Genomic DNA, 17,315 nt, shown 5'->3' with positions numbered 1-17,315 from the left:
CCCCCCCCCCCCCCCCCCCGTTTCTGCTCATGCCGTACCGATCCAGCGGTGATAGGCGTCCACGTCGACGTTGCTGCCGCACACGATGGTGACCACATGGCGGCCGGCGAAGCGGTCACGGTCTTCCAGGACGGCCGCGATGCCGAGCGCGGCCGACGGTTCGACGACCAGACCGGCGTAGTCGAAAAGCATCCGCATCCCGGCGATGATCGACGCCTCCTGGACCAGGACGGCGTCGTCCGCGACCAGCAGGAGGTCGTCCAGGACGGCCGGGATGGGACACCGGCCGGCGACTCCGTCGGCGATGGTGTCGGCCGAGTCGGTGGTGACGACGCGCCGACTGCGCCACGACCGTGTCATCGCCGGTGCGCCCAGCGGCTGGACGCAGATCACCTCGGCCGCGGGCGCCAGCGCCTTCACCACGTGCCCCACACCGGTGGCCAGTGCCCCGCCGCCGAGAGCGATCAGGACGGCGTCGAACGACGGCATCGCCTCCACCAGTTCCAGACCGATGGTCGCCGCCCCCTCGCAGGTCTCGAGATCCAGGCTGTCCTCCACCAGCCGGATGCCCTCGTTGCGCGCGATGGCCGCCGCCCTCTCGCGGGCCAACTCGTGGTCGCCGTCCACCAGTTCCAGCGTGGCGCCCAGGGCGCGGATACGATCGAGCTTGGCCGCGGTCGCGAAGCGGGACGCCACGACGGTGACGTCGAGCCCGCGGCCGCGACCCGACCAGGCAAGGGCCTGACCGAGGTTGCCCGCACTGGCGCACACCATGGCGCGCGGTCCCTCACTGGCGAGCAGACTCGCTACCACCTCGGTGCCGCGGCCCTTGAAGCTGCGGACCGGGTTCGCCGTCTCCAGCTTGATGCTCACCGCGCAGCCGAGACCGGGCTCCAGCGCCTCGCAGCGGTACAGCGGGGTGTCGAGAAAAACGGGGTCGATCATCTGGCGGGCGGCCCTGATCCGAGCGGTGTCGAGGCGCGTCTGCTGCATGACACGGGAGGGTAGCGCCGCCCGTGGTCCTTGATCCGTGGCAACCGTCCCGGAGATCCTGCGCACCCTGGTGGAGTGGGTGTCACTGCTTCACGTCGCCTGAGGGAGCATCAGGACAGGATCTCGATGTATCCGTCGGTTCCGTGCACGCGGATCCGCTGTCCGTCCCGGATCAGCCGGGTGGCCTGCTCCACGCCGACGACGGCCGGCAAGCCGTACTCACGGGCGATCACCGCGCCATGGGTCATCAGGCCGCCCACCTCCGTCACCAGGCCCGCGATTCCGACGAACAGCGGTGACCAGCTGGGATCCGTGAAGGGCGTGACCAGGATGTCGCCCGCTTCGAGTTCGGCCTGTGCCATGTCCAGGATGACGCGGGCCCTGCCCTCGACGGTCCCGACGGAAACCGGCAGCCCGATCAGGGCGCCGGCCGGCACATCGTCGCGCCGGTACGCCCCGGTGAGGGCCTCGCCGTCCGAGGTGAGCACCCGGGGCGGTGTGAGCGCCTGGTAGGAACGGAACGCGTCCTTGCGCTGCTGGATGAGCCGGTCATCCACCTGGTGCGAGCGCACGACGTCGTGGAGTTCCTGGAACGTGAGGTAGAAGACGTCCTCCTGCTCAGGGATCGCTCCTGCCTGCACGAGCCGCTCGGCCTCCGCCAGCAGGGCCTGCTTGTAGATGAAGTAGCGGCTGATGATGGCGTACTTCGGGTACTCCCGGTATCCGATGAAGGCTCGGACCTGGTCGATCATCCGCTTGGTCTCGTCGGCCTTCCGGTCCCCGTCCGGCAGGGCCCGCAAGCGCGACAGCACCTCCTGTTCCTTCTGCTGCGCCTTGTGCCGTCCCTGCTCGAAGCGCCGCTCGGCGGCGCCCGGTTCGAAGTTCCTGACGTTGTCGAGGATCACCGGCACGAGGGTGCTGGGGCGCTCGCGCCAACGCGGCCTCGTGATGTCGATCTCGCCGACGCAGCGCATGCCGTACCGGTCGAGGTAGGCCTCGATGGCATCGCGGGCTTCGGCCCCGCCCGTGAGCTTCCCCAGTTCGTCCAGGAAGCCGTCGTCCTCGACGCCCTGCAGGAACGCCACCACCTCGGGATGCGGGCGGATCACATCGGCGACGTCGAGCAGCGCCAGTCCCATCTCCGAGGTGACGTTGTCCGGGGCGGACAGCGTGAGGGTGTCGGCCGCGTTCTTCTCGCCCAGCCATTCCTCCAGCTTGTCGTTGAGCCACCAGGTGGCCTCCATCCCCGCCATGATCGCCTGCATGTTCAGCGGATCACTGAGGACTCGTTTGTGCTCCTCGAAGGCCTCCAGCAGGAAGTCGAACAGCGCCGGTCCGGTCCTGGTGCGGATGTCGCGCGTCAGGGCGGCGATGGACGTCCGGCTGCGCTCGATCAGTTCGCCGACGATGGCCGGATCGGCCTCGGTCGGGGCGGACGCACCGCCCGCCGGCGGCCCGACGGGACCCGCATCCGGGAGCGACGGGATGAAATCGCCGCGCTCCAGGACGGTTTCCAGGGCGTCCCTGATCAGCGGATCGCCTCTGCCGACGAGCTCCAGGAGCGCCGCGCGGCTCGAGGGCGAGGCAAGGCGCCGGGTGGCGTCGACGAACAGCCTCCCGCCGGCCTCGACCATCGGTGCCATGGCCGTCAGCTGCCACACGGAGATGCCCAGGGGCTTCATGGGGTCGGTCATCATCTGCTGATGGCCGACGGAGAGATAGACGTGATTCTCTTCGTCGTCCTGCTCGGGAACGGGGAACAGCGTGGTGATCGGCCGGCTCTGAACGATCTGGAAGCCGTCGTCGACCAGGCACCATTCGATGTCCTGCGGGCGCCCGAAGTGCGCCTCGATCCGCCGCCCGAGCCGCACGAGGTCCACCACCTGCGCATCCGTCAGCGCGGGCTGCTCCTGGCGCCGCGCATCGATTGCCACTTCATGGGTTCCGCCGGCCGTGAGGGCCTGAACGGCACGCTGTTTTGCGGCGATCGTCCTGGCGACGACCTCGCCGCCGCGCACCGTGTAGACGTCCGGGTTGACCAGGCCGGAGACCAGGGCCTCGCCGAGGCCGAAGCCGGCGTCCACGGTGGCGGCCTTCCGGTTGCCGGTGACCGGGTCCGCCGTGAACAGGATGCCGGCCGCATCCGGGAAGACCATCCGCTGCACCAACACGGCCATGTGGACCGTACGGTGGTCGATGCCGTTGCGCTGACGGTAGGTCACGGCCCGCTCGGTGAACAGCGAGGCCCAGCACCGGCTGACGTGCCGCAGGACCGCCGTCGGCCCCACCACGTTGAGGTAGGTGTCCTGTTGTCCGGCGAACGAGGCGGTCGGCAGGTCCTCGGCCGTCGCACTGGACCGGACGGCGTAGGCGGCCTGCTCGCCGAGCCGGCCGAGCGCACGGGTGATCGCCGCCGCGAGATCGGCAGGGACGGCGATCTCTTCGATGGTGCTGCGGAGCTGCGCGCTGAGCGTGCGGATTCCCTCCCGGTCGTCCGGGTCGGTGCGCGACAGCTCATCGAGCCGGTCGTCGATCGACGGCGCCTCCGCCATGATCCGGCGGAAGGCGTGGGTCGTCACACAGAACCCGCCCGGAACGCGAATCCCTTCGATCCGCGACAGCCCTCCCAAGTGCGCGCCCTTGCCGCCGACGACCGCGACCCCCGTCTCGTCGACGTCTTGCAGGTCCAGCACGTACTGCTCGGTCACTGCTTGCTCCCCGTTCCCGCAGGTTGTGGCACCGGCCGTCGATTCTGCACGCCGACCGGGTCCTTGCGGCAAGCCCCCCCCGTGCGCTATAAGTTGAGAGAGGCAAGGAGAGATCTCTCCTTGCCTTTGCTTATTTCCCCGGGAGTGACTCTGTCCATGGGAGGTCAGCGTCGGCCCCGGTGCCGGGGGCACTGTCCTTCGTCTCCCACTTGGCCTCCAACCAACTTTCAGACGTGTCCGCGCACTTCGGCGCGGGCGTGGGGCCCGAAGGGCCCGCGTCAGCGGTCGAGCGGCTCATAGTCGAACCAGTCGAAGTGGACGGTGCCGGTTGAGGCGTACATTCCGAAGACGCGGCCGGTGAAGCCGCCGGCGACCTCCGTGGACAGGTATTTGCCGTCGAGTGAGGCGAGTTCGGCGAACGTGCCGTCCGGTTCCTCGATGCCGATCGAGACGGTGTCGGGGCCGGTGCGCGCGTCGTGCAGCGTCTCGACGGCGGTCACCTCGATACGGAGGATCACGCGTCCCGGTGGTACCTGCCGGGACGCCACCACCGTGCTCAACGGGCCGATGCGGGCCCGCACTTGGACCTCGCCGGACGCCACCTCGATGTCGTAGTGGTGCTGCTCGTCGAGGCGTACGGCCAGGCCGCCGTGCCCCTCCCCCACGTCGACCAGGGTCCGCACCCGGCAGGACTGATGCTGCTGCCGCCGGCCGACGAACGTCACGTCGGTGTGGTCGAGCGAGGCTCCTCGGGCACGCAAGGTCAGCCATCCGGGCCGTTCCTTGGTGGTGCAGTCCTCTGCCGGGCGATGGCGCAACGAGACCCACTGCGGGGCCAGTTCGTTCAGGTCGAAGTCGTCCCGGACCGGCGGGACGGGGCCCGGCTGCAGCGGCCACGGGGGCGCGGGCGCCTGGAGGGACAGTTCACCGACGACCGGCCAGTCGTCCACCCAGGTCACCGGCGCCAGGAACGTCTCGCGGCCCAGAACGTGCCAGCCCGGGGTGCCGCCGCCCGGCCGTACTCCGAGGAGCACCATCCACCAGGAGCCGTCTGGTGCCTGGACCAGGTCGGCGTGGCCGGTGTTCTGGACGGGGTGGTCGGTGCCGCGGTGGGTGAGGATCGGGTTGTCGGGGCACGGCTCGAAGGGGCCGCCGGATGTGCGGGCACGGGCGATCGCGACGGCGTGGCAGCGCTCGGTGCCGCCCTCGGCGATGAGCAGGTACCAGTAGTCGCCGATCCGGTACAGGTGCGGTGCCTCGGGGGCCTTGGCGCCGGGCATGCCGGACCAGAGGCTGCGCGCGGGCCCGAGGGTCTCCCCGGTGTACGGGTCGAGGCGGACCTGGGAGACCCCGGCGACGGTGCACCAGCAGGTGCCGTCCTCGTCCCAGGCGAGGTCCGGGTCGATGCCGTGCACCCCGGGCAGCCAGACGGGATCGGACCAGGGGCCCGCCGGGTCGGTGGCCGTGACCAGCAGGTTGCCGTCGGCGCTCACGTTGGTGACGATCAGCCAGAAACGGCCGTCGTGATGGCGCAGGGTGGGCGCGTAGATCCCGCCCGAGGAGCGCGAGTCGAGCGGCAGGCGTAGCTGGCTCGGCCGGTCCAGCGCGTTGCCGATCTGGGTCCAGTGCACCAGGTCCCGGCTGTGGAAGAGGGGCACGCCGGGGAAGTACTCGAAGCTGGAGCAGGCGAGGTAGTAGTCCTCGCCCACCCGGCAGATGCTCGGATCGGGGTGAAAGCCGGGGATGACCGGGTTGTTGACGGTGCTGGTGCGTGTTTCGGGCCTGTTCGACCTGCTCGACACCCTGATCGATTCCTTTCAGTTGTGGTGCAGTTGTATGACCACGATCGAGTACGCCGGCACGGTCTGGCGGGTGGCGCTTCCGGTGGCGACGGAGCCGATCGAGGTGGCGTTCTTCAGGTACGAGTACACGGTCGGGGTGGCCGAGGACGGGGTGAACCCGCTGTAGGACAGGGTGACCGTGGCGGAGTTCGCGGGGTCCTTGTTGATGAGCAGGACGCTCACGTCGCCGTTCGCCCGCCGCACGGCGTGCGCGGACACCAGCGCCGTCGAACTGGTGGTGCGGACCAACCGGTCCCCCGGCGCACCCAGCTTGGTGATCATCCGGGCGCCGTAGTAGGGCGTGTTCAGCGGCGGTTCGCAGGAGGCGCCGCTGGCGAGGATTCCGCCGTCGTCGTAGTCGGTGGCACCTTCCACGGTGGTCATGTGGCCGCAGTCGGTGCCGTTGTGCAGGTCCCACCAGTCGAGGGTGAAGGCGCCGTTCTCCAGCCACGTCAGGTACTCGTCCGGCGCGAACAGCTCGTTCGGGGAGGTGTCCTTGTAGGCGTTGGCGTTGGCCTCGGTCACCGCGATGCCCACGTCGGGCGCGTTGCTCCCGGCGTACTGGTTGATCAGTGAGCGGAGGGTGGCTGCCATGCCGGGGATCTCCGCCTGGGGTTTGCCCAGCGGGTCGGCCTGGCTGTTGCCGAGCGGGTAGTGGTGCACGATCACGAAGTCGATCTTCGGGCCGGCGATCGAGAGGACCGTGTGGTTCCAGTCCATGGTGTCGCCGGGACCCGTGATGCCGTCGGGCCAGGACCCCGGAGTGGTCAGCACGGCACCGATCTTGATGGTCGGGTCCACGGCCTTCATCGCGGTGGCGTACCGGACCAGGTTGGTCGCGTACGTCGTGGCGGTCTCGCCGGCATGGTGGTCGGTCTCCCAGGTGGCGCCGTAGAGGCCGTTGCCGTAGACCTCGTTGCCGATCTCCCAGTACCTCACCCCGTAGCCCTTGGTCACGTTGGCGTACCGCACCCAGCCGGCCGCCTCCTCGGGGGTGCCCGAGCCGTAGTCGGCGGTGATGATCGGCTGTGCTCCGGTGGCGCGTACCGTGCGCATGAAGGTGTCGAAGCCGGTGTTCGGGGCGACATATCCACCCTCGACGGTGTGCGTCTGCCAGTGGTACCCGTCGGCGTAACTGCCGCCGGGATAGCGGACCATGCCGACGCCGGCGTCCTGGAGCAGCCCGGGAACCGACGGGTGGTTCATGTTCCCGTCGTAGACGGCGACGTTCATGCCGGCACCGGTGGCCGTGATACTCGCCAGGGTGCGGCCGGCGTCCACCGACACCGAGGCGGTGACCGCGGCGGAAGCGGCCTGCGCCGACGGGGTGGCGGCCGTGACGGAGCCGGCCGCGGCCGGCGAGACGGCTGCGACAAGCCTGAACAGGCGCGTGCGGTGTCTTTGAACCAGCCTGCGCATGTGCCCTCCAGCGCATGACGAGCGGGCGGGTGGACGGGAGACGCGCACCACGGTCTCGAGACTCGAAGCGCTTGGCAACTGTCGTGGCGGAGATACGAAAGTTTCGATCTGGGTCCTACTTCAGCGGAGCGGTACTCCCCCGGACCCTCAGGGTCGTCGCGATCTCCAGCCCTGCCTGGGGCGCCTGCTCGCCGCGGCCAAGGGTGAGCGCCAGCTCGGTCGCCGCCATCGCCATCTCGGTCAGGGGCTGGTGGACGGTGGTCAGCGGCGGGTCCACCCAGGCCACCACCGGCAGGTCGTCGAAGCCGACCACGCTCAGGTCGTCCGGGATGCGCAGGCCGGCCTCGCGGGCCGCCTGGTAGACACCGAGCGCCTGGAGGTCGTTGGCGGCGAAGATCGCCGTCGGGCGTTCGGGCAGCGCCAGCAGGGGGTGTGCCGCCTCGTAGCCGTCGTCGCGGGTGAGGCCGGCATGCACGACGATCTCCGGATCTACCGGCAGGCCCGCGGCGTGCATCGCCGAGCGGTATCCGTCCAGCCGGGCGGAGCAGCACAGCTGACCCTCAGGGCCGCTGATCATCGCGATGCGCCGGTGGCCGAGTTCGGTGAGGTGGCGGGTCGCGGCCCGGCCGCCGGACCAGTTCGTGGCACCCACGTACGGGACGTCGTCCGGCAGCTCCATGATCGGGTCGAAGACGACGAACGGGATGCCCTTCGCGGTGAGTTGCTCGCGTTCCGCCTCGGAGAGCTGCGCCACCGACAGGACGCAGTTCGGGCGCCGGGCGACCGTGTCGTCCCAGGCGGGCGACGCGCTGTCGTGCAGGCCGAACTCGGAGACCATGACGCCGACGCGGTGGCGGCGCGCCACCCGCTCCACGCCCCGGATGATCTCGACCGCCCACATGTCCTTGAGTTCGCGGAAGACGAGTTCGACGACGTTGCTTCGGCCCGCTCCGCCGGGCTTGCGGTAGCCGTGGCGGTTGATCAGTTCCTCGACGCGGGCACGGGTGTCCGCGGACACGCCCGACTTTCCGTTGAGCACCTTGGAAACGGTCGGTACCGACACCCCCGCCGATTCGGCGATGTACGCGATCGTGACCGACTTGGGCGTGTCACGTTCCGCGTGCTGCCGATCCGCAGGGCCGGCTGCTGCGCTGTCCGCCAAGGTGGCCTTCCCGATCGTCGAACCGTTCGCGCCCGACGCGGGCCTGACGCGAAAGCCGGATGAGCAGCGTCGTACAGGTGTCGCCGCGTCATTCTCGCACCTCTTACCGACGCACCTGTGGCCTCGGACACATCTTGTTGTAGATTTCTCCGCCGCTCACAGCGAAAGTTTCCGTCGAACGCGTACCTGCTCGAGGGCAGGCGCTCGGCACGGACCAGCCGTGCCGAGTGCCTCTGCGGGAGACCCGTCAGTGCAGGCCGCGCTCCAGCCGCTCGGCCACGAGCTTCACGAAACGCGCGGGCTCCTTGGGCTGGCCGCCCTCCGCGAGGACGGCGAGACCGTGCAACAGCTCGGCCGTCTCCACGAGTTCGGTGCGGTCCTCGCGCTCCTGGTACGCCTGGTTCAGGCCCTGCACGAGCGGATGCTCGGCGTTGAGCTCGAGGATCCGCTTGGTGGGCGGGACCTCCTGGCCCATGGCCCGGTACATGTTCTCCAGCGCCGGAGTCAGGTCGTGGGCGTCGGAGACGACACAGGCCGGGGAGACGGTCAGCCGCGTCGACAGGCGGACGTCCTTCACCTCCTCCGCCAGCTGCTCCTTGAGCCAGCCCAGCAGACCGGCGTAGGCCTCGCTCTGCTTCTCCCGCTCGGCCTCGGCCTGTTCGTCGCCCTGGATGTCGAGGTCGATCTCACCCTTGGCGACGGACCGCAGCGCCTTTCCCTCGAACTCGCCCACGGCGTCGACCCAGACCTCGTCGACGGGGTCGGTGAGCAGCAGGACCTCGATGCCGCGCGCCCGGAACGCCTCCATGTGCGGGGAGTTCTCCAGGCTCTGCCGGGACTCGCCTGTCATGTAGTAGATGTCGTTCTGGCCGTCCTTCATCCGCTCCACGTACTGCTGGAGGGTGGTCGCCTCGTCCTCGGAGTGGGTGCTGGCGAAGGACGCGACCGCGAGCAGGGCGTCGCGGTTGTCGGGGTCGCCGAACAGCCCCTCCTTGAGCACGGCGCCGAACTCCCGCCAGAACGCGGTGTACTTGTCGGAGTCGCCCGCCTTCATCTCCTTGACCGACGACAGGACCTTCTTGGTCAGCCGGCGCTGGATCATCCGGATGTGCCGGTCCTGCTGGAGGATCTCGCGGGAGACGTTGAGCGAGAGGTCCTGCGCGTCGACGACGCCCTTGACGAAGCGGAGGTACGGCGGCAGCAGCGCCTCGCAGTCGTCCATGATCAGCACACGCTTGACATAGAGCTGGAGGCCGCGCCGGAAGTCCCGGGTGAACAGGTCGTGCGGGGCGTGCGCGGGCAGGAAGAGCAGGGCCTGGTACTCGAAGGTGCCCTCGGCCTGCAGGCGGATGGTCTCCAGGGGGTCGCGCCAGTCATGGCTGACGTGCTTGTACAGCTCGTGGTACTCGTCGTCGGAGACCTCGTCGCGCGAGCGGGCCCACAGGGCCTTCATCGAGTTCAGTGTCTCGGGCTCGGGCGTCTCCTCGCCGTCGCCACCCGGCTGCGGGACCAGCCGGATCGGCCAGGTGATGAAGTCGGAGTACCGCTTGACGATCTCCTTGATCTTCCAGGTGGAGGTGTAGTCGTGCAGCTGGTTCTCGGAGTCGGCCGGCTTGAGGTGGAGGGTGACGGCGGTGCCCTGCGGTGCGTCGTCGACGCTCTCCAGGGTGTAGGTGCCCTCGCCGCGCGAGGACCAGCGGGTGCCGCCGGCCTCACCGGCGCGCCGGGTCACCAGGGTCATCTCGTCGGCCACCATGAAACCGGAGTAGAAGCCGACGCCGAACTGCCCGATGAGCCCCTCGGCCCCGGCGGCGTCCTGGGCCTCCTTCAGCTCCTTGAGGAAGGCGGCGGTCCCGGAGTTGGCGATGGTGCCGATGAGGTTGCCGACCTCGTCGTACGACATCCCGATGCCGTTGTCCCGCACGGTGAGCGTACGGGCGTCGGGGTCGAGTTCGATCTCGATGTGCAGGTCGGAGGTGTCGACGTCGAGGCTGTCGTCCCGCAGCGCCTCCAGACGCAGCTTGTCGAGCGCGTCGGAGGCGTTGGAGACGAGTTCCCGCAGGAAGACGTCCTTGTTCGAGTAGACCGAGTGGATCATCAGCTGGAGCAGCTGACGGGCCTCTACTTGGAACTCAAACGTTTCGGTCGGCATGGCTCGTGTGTCCTCGCAGGTCCCTAAAGTGCCAGGTCAGGTGAGATTCACTGTAAAACATGGCAGGCGGCGAGCGGGGGGACAGGTCGTCAATGGCCCGCAGGCCGACAGTAATTCGCCCGCAGCATCTGGCGTAACGCACGTGTCACCGGATATGTCATGTCTCGGTCATCGTCGGCACGCCCGTGCCGGAGTGAAGGGAACCCCCCGTGCGCCTGCGCCCCCTGCGCGTCCTGTGCTGTTCCGCCGCCCTCGCCCTGTCCACGCCCGCCCTGCTGACCGGCACGGCCTCGGCGGCGGTCCCCACCTCCTCGGTCTACCTGCAGAACTACACCACCGGCCGCAACGCCGCCGACGCCGGCGGCACCGTCGCCGCGCACCATCCCAAGGGCAACGAGGACCACCAGCAGTGGACCCCGGTCGCGGTCGGCGGCGGCTACCAGCTGCAGAACGCCGACGAGTCCGGCACCTGCCTCGGCCGCAGCGGCACCTCCGCGGTGACCGCCACCTGCGGCGCGGACGGCACGACCTGGACGATCACCTCCGGGTCCGACAGTACGTACACGATCACCGCACCCGGCACCTCGCAGTACCTCACCGGCTCCGCCTCCGACGCGGGCGCCGTACAACTCGGCTCGGCCGGCGACCTCGCCCGCTGGTACCTCACCCCGGTCGCCTACGCCACCACGGCGATGCCCTCCGCTGACACCCGCACCCTGGACCAGGTCACCTTCCTGACCGCGCACAACGCCTTCGCCAACGGCGTCGACGGCGCCTTCGCCACGTGGCCGGTCAGCTGGTTCCCCAACCAGAACTACGGCATCAGCAGGCAACTGGCCGACGGGGTACGCGGCTTCATGCTCGACGACTACACCGCGGGCGGGCAGGCCGTCCTCTGCCACAACAGCTGCGACGGCGTCAGCAGCCCCGTCCCGCTCGCCACCGACCTGCAGCGCATCGTCGACTTCCTCAAGGCCCACCCGGGCCAGTTCGCCACCGTCTTCCTGGAGGACTACGCCTCCTCCGACGTGCTGAAGTCCTCCCTCGCCTCCGTCCGCGGCCTCTCCGACGTGCTGTACCGGCCCGACCAGGAGGGCGTGGCCTCCAAGGGCTGGCCGACCATGGCCGATCTGGCCGCCCGCGGCAAGCAGCTGCTGATCTTCAGCGACCGGACCAGGGCGAGCGACACGGCGAACGGCTGGAGCACCCGCGACACCTTCGGTGTGATGTACCAGCGTGAGTGGACCGTGGAGAACTACTGGTCCATGGGCGGCGGAATCGGTGCCTCGGACTGGTCCTGCTACAGCCGCTGGGACACCCGTCCCCTCACCACGGACTCGCCTGCCTTCCACCCGCTGTTCGTGATGAACCACTTCCGCGACTACACGATCGGCTCCACCGTGCAGACGGACAACGGCAAACTCCTCAACCGTGCACAGAACTTCTGCACACCCGCCGCCCGCAAGAAGCCCAACTACCTTGCGGTGGACCGTTACGACCTCGGCTCCCCGAGCCCGCTCACCACGGTCGGCAGCCTCAACACGTACGTCCTCGCGCCGGGACAGTGACCTCCGATCGGTTCCGCACAGGTGTGGAATGCTGCGGTCCCAGGCACTGTCTCCAGCAGAGAGTGCACCCTGCCGGACGGACCGCCTGGAGCCCGATGACCACCGCAAGCCGACCGCACGACACAGACGCCCCACGCGCGTGCCTCGGACACGGGGCCTACGCCTGGACCGACTTCGGCACCGCTCGTGTCGCCTGAGCCCGACCGGACGGTCGACGCGGAACGCGTCCGGCAGGAGATCCTCGACGAGGCGGCAGGCGCCGAACCGTACATCCTGCGCGGTGCCCACATCACCGGGGCGTTGCTGCTGGACGGAGCGGAGATCAGGCGGTCCCTGCGGTTCGAGGCGTGCCGGTTCGACGAGGCCGTCAGCCTGGAGGGGGCGACGACGCTCGGGGTGAGCGTCGTCGACTGCACGCTGCCGGGCTTCCGGGCTCCGACGGCACGGCTCGGGGGGCAACTTGACCTGCGCCGCACGGTCATCGGCGGGGACGGACAGCACGCTCTCGACCTCGTGCACGCGGACATCGCGGGGGCGCTGCGGCTCGACGGGGCGCGGCTGATCGCGCCGGGCCGGATGGCGGTGGACGCCGGGGGTCTGGTGATGCGGGGCGGCGTGTTCTGCGAGGAGGGGTTCGTCGCGGAAGGCGAAGTCGGCTTCGCCGGGGCGGAGTTGCCGGGTGGGCTGTGGATGCGCGGGGCACGGATCACGGTGGGCTCGGCGGACGCGTTCGCCTTCCAGGGGGACATGCTCAAGGCGTCGACCGTACGGCTGTCACGGGGTTTCACGGCCGACGGCAGGATACGGCTGCGCAGCGCGCGGATAGAGGACCTGCTGACCTTCGACGATGCCGAACTGCTCGGCTCGGGCACGTCGTTGATGTGCGTGGGGATGCAGGCCGGGGCACTGGACCTGCGTTTCCGGTACCGACCCGCGGGCGGCGTGAACCTGCGCAACGCGCACGCGGACCGCATCCAGGACGACCCCTCGACCTGGCCGAAGACGCTGGGCCTGGACGGCCTGACGTACGGCTGGCTCGGCGATACGGCACCCACGCGGCGCGAGGACGTCGAGAACCGGCTGGCGTGGCTGCGCCATCAGCCCGTCTACGTTCCGCAGCCGTACGAGCAACTCGCCTCCCACTACCGTAGATGCGGGCACGAGGACGAGGCACGGCGGGTGCTGCTCGTGCGGGAACGGCGCCGCCGCGCGACGCTGGGCCCGGCGGGCCGAGCCTGGGGCTGGCTCCTCGACTCCACGGTCGGATACGGCTACCGCCCGTGGATCGCCGGGATCTGGCTGGCGCTGCTCACACTGATCGGCTCGCTCGTGTTCACGGCACACAAGCCCGTGGCGAACACGAAGGGCGAGGACACACCGTTCAACCCGGTCGCCTACACCCTCGACCTGCTGGTGCCCATCGGCGGCCTGGGCCAACGCGACCACTGGCACTGGGCACAGAGCGGTGTGCAGGGTCTGACATACGCGCTGATCGCGATCGGCTGGGTCCTGACGACCGCGGTGGTGGCGGGGGTGACCCGGACGCTGAGCAGGAACTAGCGTCCGTCCGCCCGCCGCGCAGGCCGCAAGGACCTCTACTTGCTGATGGTCCCGCCGCAGCGCCGGCGCATCAGTCGGACCTCCCGACGGCCCGGTCTGCCATTTTCTGTTCTGTGAACTGCGCAAGCGTTACCCGAACCGTCCGGATACCTCTGCACATCCGGTATCCCGCCGTCGTCTACACCTTCCGGACCGTCCTCGCCATTCTCTCCATCGGAGTGGTGGTCAACGTCTTCGCCCGCATCTGAGGGCGCGGCGAACCGGACGCCGCCGAGGTGCGTGAAGGCCGCGGTTCCCTCGCCGCGTGACAGCAGCATGGTGAACCGCGCGGCGACCGGCGGGAGTTCAGTTCGCGCACACCTGTTTGAGCTAGGGGGCCGCCGGGGTCGTCGCGGAGTTCGTCAGGGCATCGAGCTGGGCGGCGAGGTCGGGGTGGCCGGGGGTGAGGTGGGGGCGGGTGGCGTTGAGGGGCTGGATGAGGACGGCGGGGTCGTCGTGGGCGAGGGCCGCGTGCAGCTCGCTGAGCGGGTCGCGGGCCGCGGTGGGCAGGTCGGTGAGGGCGCTGATCTGGCCGGCGATACGGCGCAGGTCGGATGCGTTGCGGCGGGCCCAGGCGGCCGTGGTGCGTTCGGCGGCGCGGCGCTCGCGGGTGGCCTGGACGCGTTGTTCGCCGGTGGTACCTGCGGGACCGGGCCTGCCCCGCAGATAGCGGCGCTCGGCGGCTTGGCGGCTGGAGACACCGAGGGGGTGGGCGAGGTCGGCCCAGCTGGCACCGGCCTGGCGGGCGGTCTCGATCAGGCCGGTTTCCCATTCGGCGAGCTGCTCGCGCACCTGCCGCAGCAGCAAGAGGGAGGCCAGCGCCTTCTCCGGGGCGACCTCCTGGGTGCCGGCCGTGTCGCGGTCCTCGTGCCGGGCGGCCTGCAGGGCGTCGTCTATGGCGTGCAGAGCCGCCGCAGCGGCGAGAAACGACGTCGGCCCTGGTGCGCCGATGCTGGTCGATTTCGGCTGGTCAGCCGGGGTCATGAGCACCTCCTAGGTCTGTCGTCCTTTGGACGACGTCTCACTTGTCATCCATTGGATGACATGGTACAACGGCTTGCGTGAGGCGCATTGGCAGCAACTGCCCGAATCTGCCTGGAGGTGTTTTCGATGTTGATGCGCACTGACCCCTTCCGTGAGCTGGACCGGCTGGCGCAGCAGCTGATGGGCCCGGGCACGTGGTCCCGGCCGTCCCCGATGCCGATGGACGCCTACCGCGAGGGTGACGAGTACGTGGTGGCCTTCGACCTCCCCGGCGTCAGCGCGGACGCGATCGACATCGACGTCGAACGGAACATGCTGACCGTCAAGGCCGAGCGCCGGCCCGCGACGAAGGCCGACGACGTACAGATGGAGCTGTCGGAACGGCCGCTCGGCGTCTTCTCGCGCCAGCTCGTGCTGGCCGACACGCTGGACACCGAGCACATCCAGGCCGACTACGAGGCAGGCGTGCTCACCCTGCGCATCCCGATCGCCGAGCGCGCCAAGCCCCGCAAGATCACCATCGGCGTCGGATCCGACCGCAAGGAGATCTCCGGCTGAGCGGGACAGCCGAAGACGGAACCACGGCGGAGGACAGGTACCTGATCTCCCCCCGGGGCCTGTCCTCCAATCCCCCGAGGACCGAGGAAGGGTGGCGGCCGACGTGACTGTGCGACGCGAAGCGTTCCTCAACCATGTGAAGGAACGCGGCGAGTACGCCACCCTGCAGGAAGCCGACCGCGCGGCCCGCGTGGTGCTCGCCCTGCTGGGCGCACACCTGGTCGGCGAGGTACGGGCCCGGCTGGCGGCGCGTCTGCCGGAGGACTTCGCCCTGATCCTGCTCAACCCGCTGCAGAGCGCCGAACCGCTGTCCCCCGAGCGGTTCGTGCGCGCGACCGCGGCCTGGATCGAAGGGGCGACCGAGCAGACCGCCGCCTGGGACGTCAGCGCCGTCCTGTCCACGGCCGCCGACGCCGCCGGCGACGAGCTCCTCAAGGAGATCCTGCTCCAGCTCCCCACGGGCTACGACCTGCTCTTCGGCCGCTTTCAGCCCACCTGACCACGCATCCACCGGTGACCGCGCACCGGTCGCCACGACCCCGGTGACAGAAAGGCAACCACCGCAGTGATGTCAGAGCACAGCGCACCGCTCCAGCAGCCCTATGGAAGGGCCTACGAACAGATGCTGGAAAAGGTCCGCTACGACGGCGCCTACCCCACCCGCGAGAAGGCCGAGCAAGCCGTCCGCCTCGTCCTCGCCGGGCTGGGACGCCAGCTGACCGGCGACGAACGCGTCGACCTCGCCGCCCGCCTCCCCCTCGAAGCCGCACGCATCCTCACCGCCCAGATCCCCGACACCCAGCCGCTGACCGGCTGGGCCTTCGTCAAGGACCTCGCCGCCCGCACCGGCGCCTCCCTGGCCACCACCCGCTGGGACACCGGGTCCGTCTTCTCCGCCGTCGCGGCCTACGCGGGCGCCGACCTCGTCACCCGCATCCTGCGCCAGCTCCCCTCCGGCTACGCGCTGCTGTTCGGCCGCGCGGAACTCACCCAGGCCGCATCCCAAGCCGCATAGGCGGGCCGCGCCTTCCCGGTGCCCCGGCACGCCGGTGACCGCGACGCGTGCGCGGGCTGCAATGACCGCGCAGGGCGTCCGGTCACCGGCATCCTGCCGATCGCTCCGAGGATTGCAAACAGAGCACCGTCACCCGCATACGCCCTCACGGCGCCGAACTCGTCGGCCGCATCGCCCTGTTCGAAACCGCGGCTCCTTCATGCGTACTCCGGCTGCCAGATGGCGTCCTGAACCTGCTGGATGACGTCGTCGAGCGGGGCGCGCGCCACCCCCACCTCAGCAGCGCGGCGGGCGACCGCCACCGCCACCGTCGCCGACGAGGCACGCAGGTTCTCCACCTGCGGCAGCAGCGGGGCGCCCGGACCGGACAGCTCGGCCAGGCCCGCCACCGCCTCGGTGACCGCCTGGAGCATGCCGTCCGTGATCTGGGAAGCCCGCGCCACGACGGCCCCGAGGCCGAGGCCCGGGTAGAGCAAGCTGGCCCAGTTGCACGCACGGCGCGGTCGCCACTCGCGTGAAGTCACACCGCAGGACATCGGCGAGGTAAACCCTTTGAGAGGGCTCGCGATCCCTCCTAGGTTGGCCCGCGTGACCTTCGAGGTGCCCTACCAGCCGCTTCCGGTCGACCAGTCGGACGTCCGCTACGCTCACGGCCCCGACTCGGCCGTCCGGCCCGGGGTGCCGGTCGGCGAGACGATCGAGTTCGACTGGAACGACAGCGCGATCTACCCGGGTACGTCCCGGAAGTTCTGGGTGCATGTGCCCGCCCGGTACGACCCCGCACAGCCGGCCTCGCTGATGGTGTTCCAGGACGGATGGTGGTACCTGGACCCCGAGGGCAATGAATTCGACGTCGTCTGAGGGCTGCCTCGTAGCAGACACCCGATCGGTGAGCACGCTGTCCTGCGCGGTACGTCCTCAGTGCTGCCACGCGTCCGGGCCGCCGCCCCGCCACTCGACCAGCCCGGATTCCCGCACCCACGCCTCGTCGGCGTCCTCCAGACCCGCGAGCCGCAGGAACTCGACGATGTCCAGCAGCCCGTATGCCATCCCGCGGAAATGGTCGCCCACACGGACCCTCCGCCCGCCGTCCTCGGCGGGCGGGTAGATCACGATGGGCTGTGCGTCCGCCATAGCACCAGGGTGCGCTGTGTGACGGCCGGGCGCATGCGGGGCGGTCGTGGCGCTCGAGAGGCAGCTGCCGCCGGGTGCGCGCTCCTGCCTGCCGGCGCCGCCCACAAAACCCTGCTGGATGCCCTCCGCCTGATCGGGTCGGGCGGCTGATTGCGCCGAAGGCGCCCGGGGCCCTCCATACC

At 69.9% G+C, this 17,315-nt stretch carries 16 protein-coding genes; 7 read left to right on the top strand and 9 right to left on the bottom strand.

The window, feature by feature from the left end:
* Positions 1-27 precede the first annotated feature (27 nt).
* The 6 genes from ACIBW9_RS25740 to htpG form a co-directional block, all read right to left on the bottom strand.
* Positions 28-993, bottom strand: a complete 966-nt coding sequence (locus ACIBW9_RS25740; protein WP_398958805.1) for a threonine/serine dehydratase — start codon at positions 991-993, stop codon at positions 28-30.
* A gap of 110 nt (positions 994-1,103) precedes the next feature.
* Positions 1,104-3,701 carry a rifamycin-inactivating phosphotransferase gene (gene rph / locus ACIBW9_RS25735; protein ID WP_398959665.1) on the bottom strand — a complete coding sequence of 866 codons (2,598 nt, stop codon included), beginning with the start codon at positions 3,699-3,701 and terminating at the stop codon, positions 1,104-1,106.
* 278 nt (positions 3,702-3,979) lie between these two features.
* Entirely contained in the window at positions 3,980-5,503 is a 1,524-nt protein-coding gene (locus tag ACIBW9_RS25730) for a glycoside hydrolase family 43 protein (protein WP_398958803.1), read from the bottom strand.
* A gap of 15 nt (positions 5,504-5,518) precedes the next feature.
* The gene (locus tag ACIBW9_RS25725; RefSeq protein ID WP_398958801.1) at positions 5,519-6,961 is read right to left on the bottom strand and encodes a cellulose-binding protein; all 1,443 of its coding nucleotides are present in this window, start codon (positions 6,959-6,961) and stop codon (positions 5,519-5,521) included.
* A gap of 115 nt (positions 6,962-7,076) precedes the next feature.
* On the bottom strand, positions 7,077-8,123 hold the full coding sequence (locus ACIBW9_RS25720; RefSeq protein ID WP_398958800.1) for a LacI family DNA-binding transcriptional regulator: 1,047 nt from the start codon (positions 8,121-8,123) through the stop codon (positions 7,077-7,079).
* Positions 8,124-8,370: 247 nt separating this feature from the next.
* A complete protein-coding gene (htpG, locus tag ACIBW9_RS25715) occupies positions 8,371-10,275 on the bottom strand; it encodes a molecular chaperone HtpG (protein ID WP_398958798.1) in 1,905 nt (634 codons plus the stop codon).
* Between the two features lie 209 nt (positions 10,276-10,484).
* Between htpG and ACIBW9_RS25710 the strand changes: the two genes are divergently transcribed.
* The 3 genes from ACIBW9_RS25710 to ACIBW9_RS25700 all read left to right on the top strand — a co-directional run bounded on the left by ACIBW9_RS25710 (position 10,485) and on the right by ACIBW9_RS25700 (position 13,651).
* A complete protein-coding gene (locus tag ACIBW9_RS25710) occupies positions 10,485-11,843 on the top strand; it encodes an RICIN domain-containing protein (RefSeq protein WP_398958795.1) in 1,359 nt (452 codons plus the stop codon).
* Positions 11,844-12,029: 186 nt separating this feature from the next.
* Complete coding sequence (locus ACIBW9_RS25705) at positions 12,030-13,403, top strand: pentapeptide repeat-containing protein (protein ID WP_398958793.1); 1,374 nt, start codon at positions 12,030-12,032, stop codon at positions 13,401-13,403.
* Between the two features lie 113 nt (positions 13,404-13,516).
* Positions 13,517-13,651, top strand: a complete 135-nt coding sequence (locus ACIBW9_RS25700) for a hypothetical protein (protein ID WP_398958791.1) — start codon at positions 13,517-13,519, stop codon at positions 13,649-13,651.
* Between the two features lie 121 nt (positions 13,652-13,772).
* Here ACIBW9_RS25700 and ACIBW9_RS25695 read toward each other — a convergent pair whose 3' ends face one another.
* Complete coding sequence (locus ACIBW9_RS25695; protein WP_398958789.1) at positions 13,773-14,426, bottom strand: type III effector protein; 654 nt, start codon at positions 14,424-14,426, stop codon at positions 13,773-13,775.
* Positions 14,427-14,552: 126 nt separating this feature from the next.
* Here ACIBW9_RS25695 and ACIBW9_RS25690 point away from each other — a divergent pair, with 126 nt between their 5' ends.
* The 3 genes from ACIBW9_RS25690 to ACIBW9_RS25680 all read left to right on the top strand — a co-directional run bounded on the left by ACIBW9_RS25690 (position 14,553) and on the right by ACIBW9_RS25680 (position 15,999).
* Complete coding sequence (locus ACIBW9_RS25690; RefSeq protein WP_398958788.1) at positions 14,553-14,984, top strand: Hsp20/alpha crystallin family protein; 432 nt, start codon at positions 14,553-14,555, stop codon at positions 14,982-14,984.
* Positions 14,985-15,087: 103 nt separating this feature from the next.
* Positions 15,088-15,483: a DUF2267 domain-containing protein gene (locus tag ACIBW9_RS25685; protein ID WP_398958786.1), complete on the top strand. Its 396-nt coding sequence runs from the start codon at positions 15,088-15,090 to the stop codon at positions 15,481-15,483.
* Positions 15,484-15,552: 69 nt separating this feature from the next.
* The gene (locus ACIBW9_RS25680; protein WP_398958784.1) at positions 15,553-15,999 is read left to right on the top strand and encodes a DUF2267 domain-containing protein; all 447 of its coding nucleotides are present in this window, start codon (positions 15,553-15,555) and stop codon (positions 15,997-15,999) included.
* Positions 16,000-16,196: 197 nt separating this feature from the next.
* Here the strand turns inward: ACIBW9_RS25680 and ACIBW9_RS25675 are convergent, their stop codons facing one another.
* Positions 16,197-16,475, bottom strand: a complete 279-nt coding sequence (locus ACIBW9_RS25675) for a malic enzyme-like NAD(P)-binding protein (RefSeq protein WP_398958782.1) — start codon at positions 16,473-16,475, stop codon at positions 16,197-16,199.
* A 112-nt stretch (positions 16,476-16,587) separates the two neighbouring features.
* Here ACIBW9_RS25675 and ACIBW9_RS25670 point away from each other — a divergent pair, with 112 nt between their 5' ends.
* Positions 16,588-16,860: a hypothetical protein gene (locus ACIBW9_RS25670; protein ID WP_398958780.1), complete on the top strand. Its 273-nt coding sequence runs from the start codon at positions 16,588-16,590 to the stop codon at positions 16,858-16,860.
* A 57-nt stretch (positions 16,861-16,917) separates the two neighbouring features.
* Here the strand turns inward: ACIBW9_RS25670 and ACIBW9_RS25665 are convergent, their stop codons facing one another.
* Complete coding sequence (locus ACIBW9_RS25665) at positions 16,918-17,133, bottom strand: hypothetical protein (RefSeq protein WP_351464546.1); 216 nt, start codon at positions 17,131-17,133, stop codon at positions 16,918-16,920.
* Between the last annotated feature and the right edge of the window lie 182 nt (positions 17,134-17,315).

This window comes from Streptomyces sp. NPDC049541, from assembly GCF_044465725.1.
Taxonomy (GTDB): Bacteria; Actinomycetota; Actinomycetes; order Streptomycetales; family Streptomycetaceae; genus Streptomyces.
Note: the sequence above shows the minus strand (reverse complement) of the source record. Positions and strands in the feature narration are given on the sequence as shown.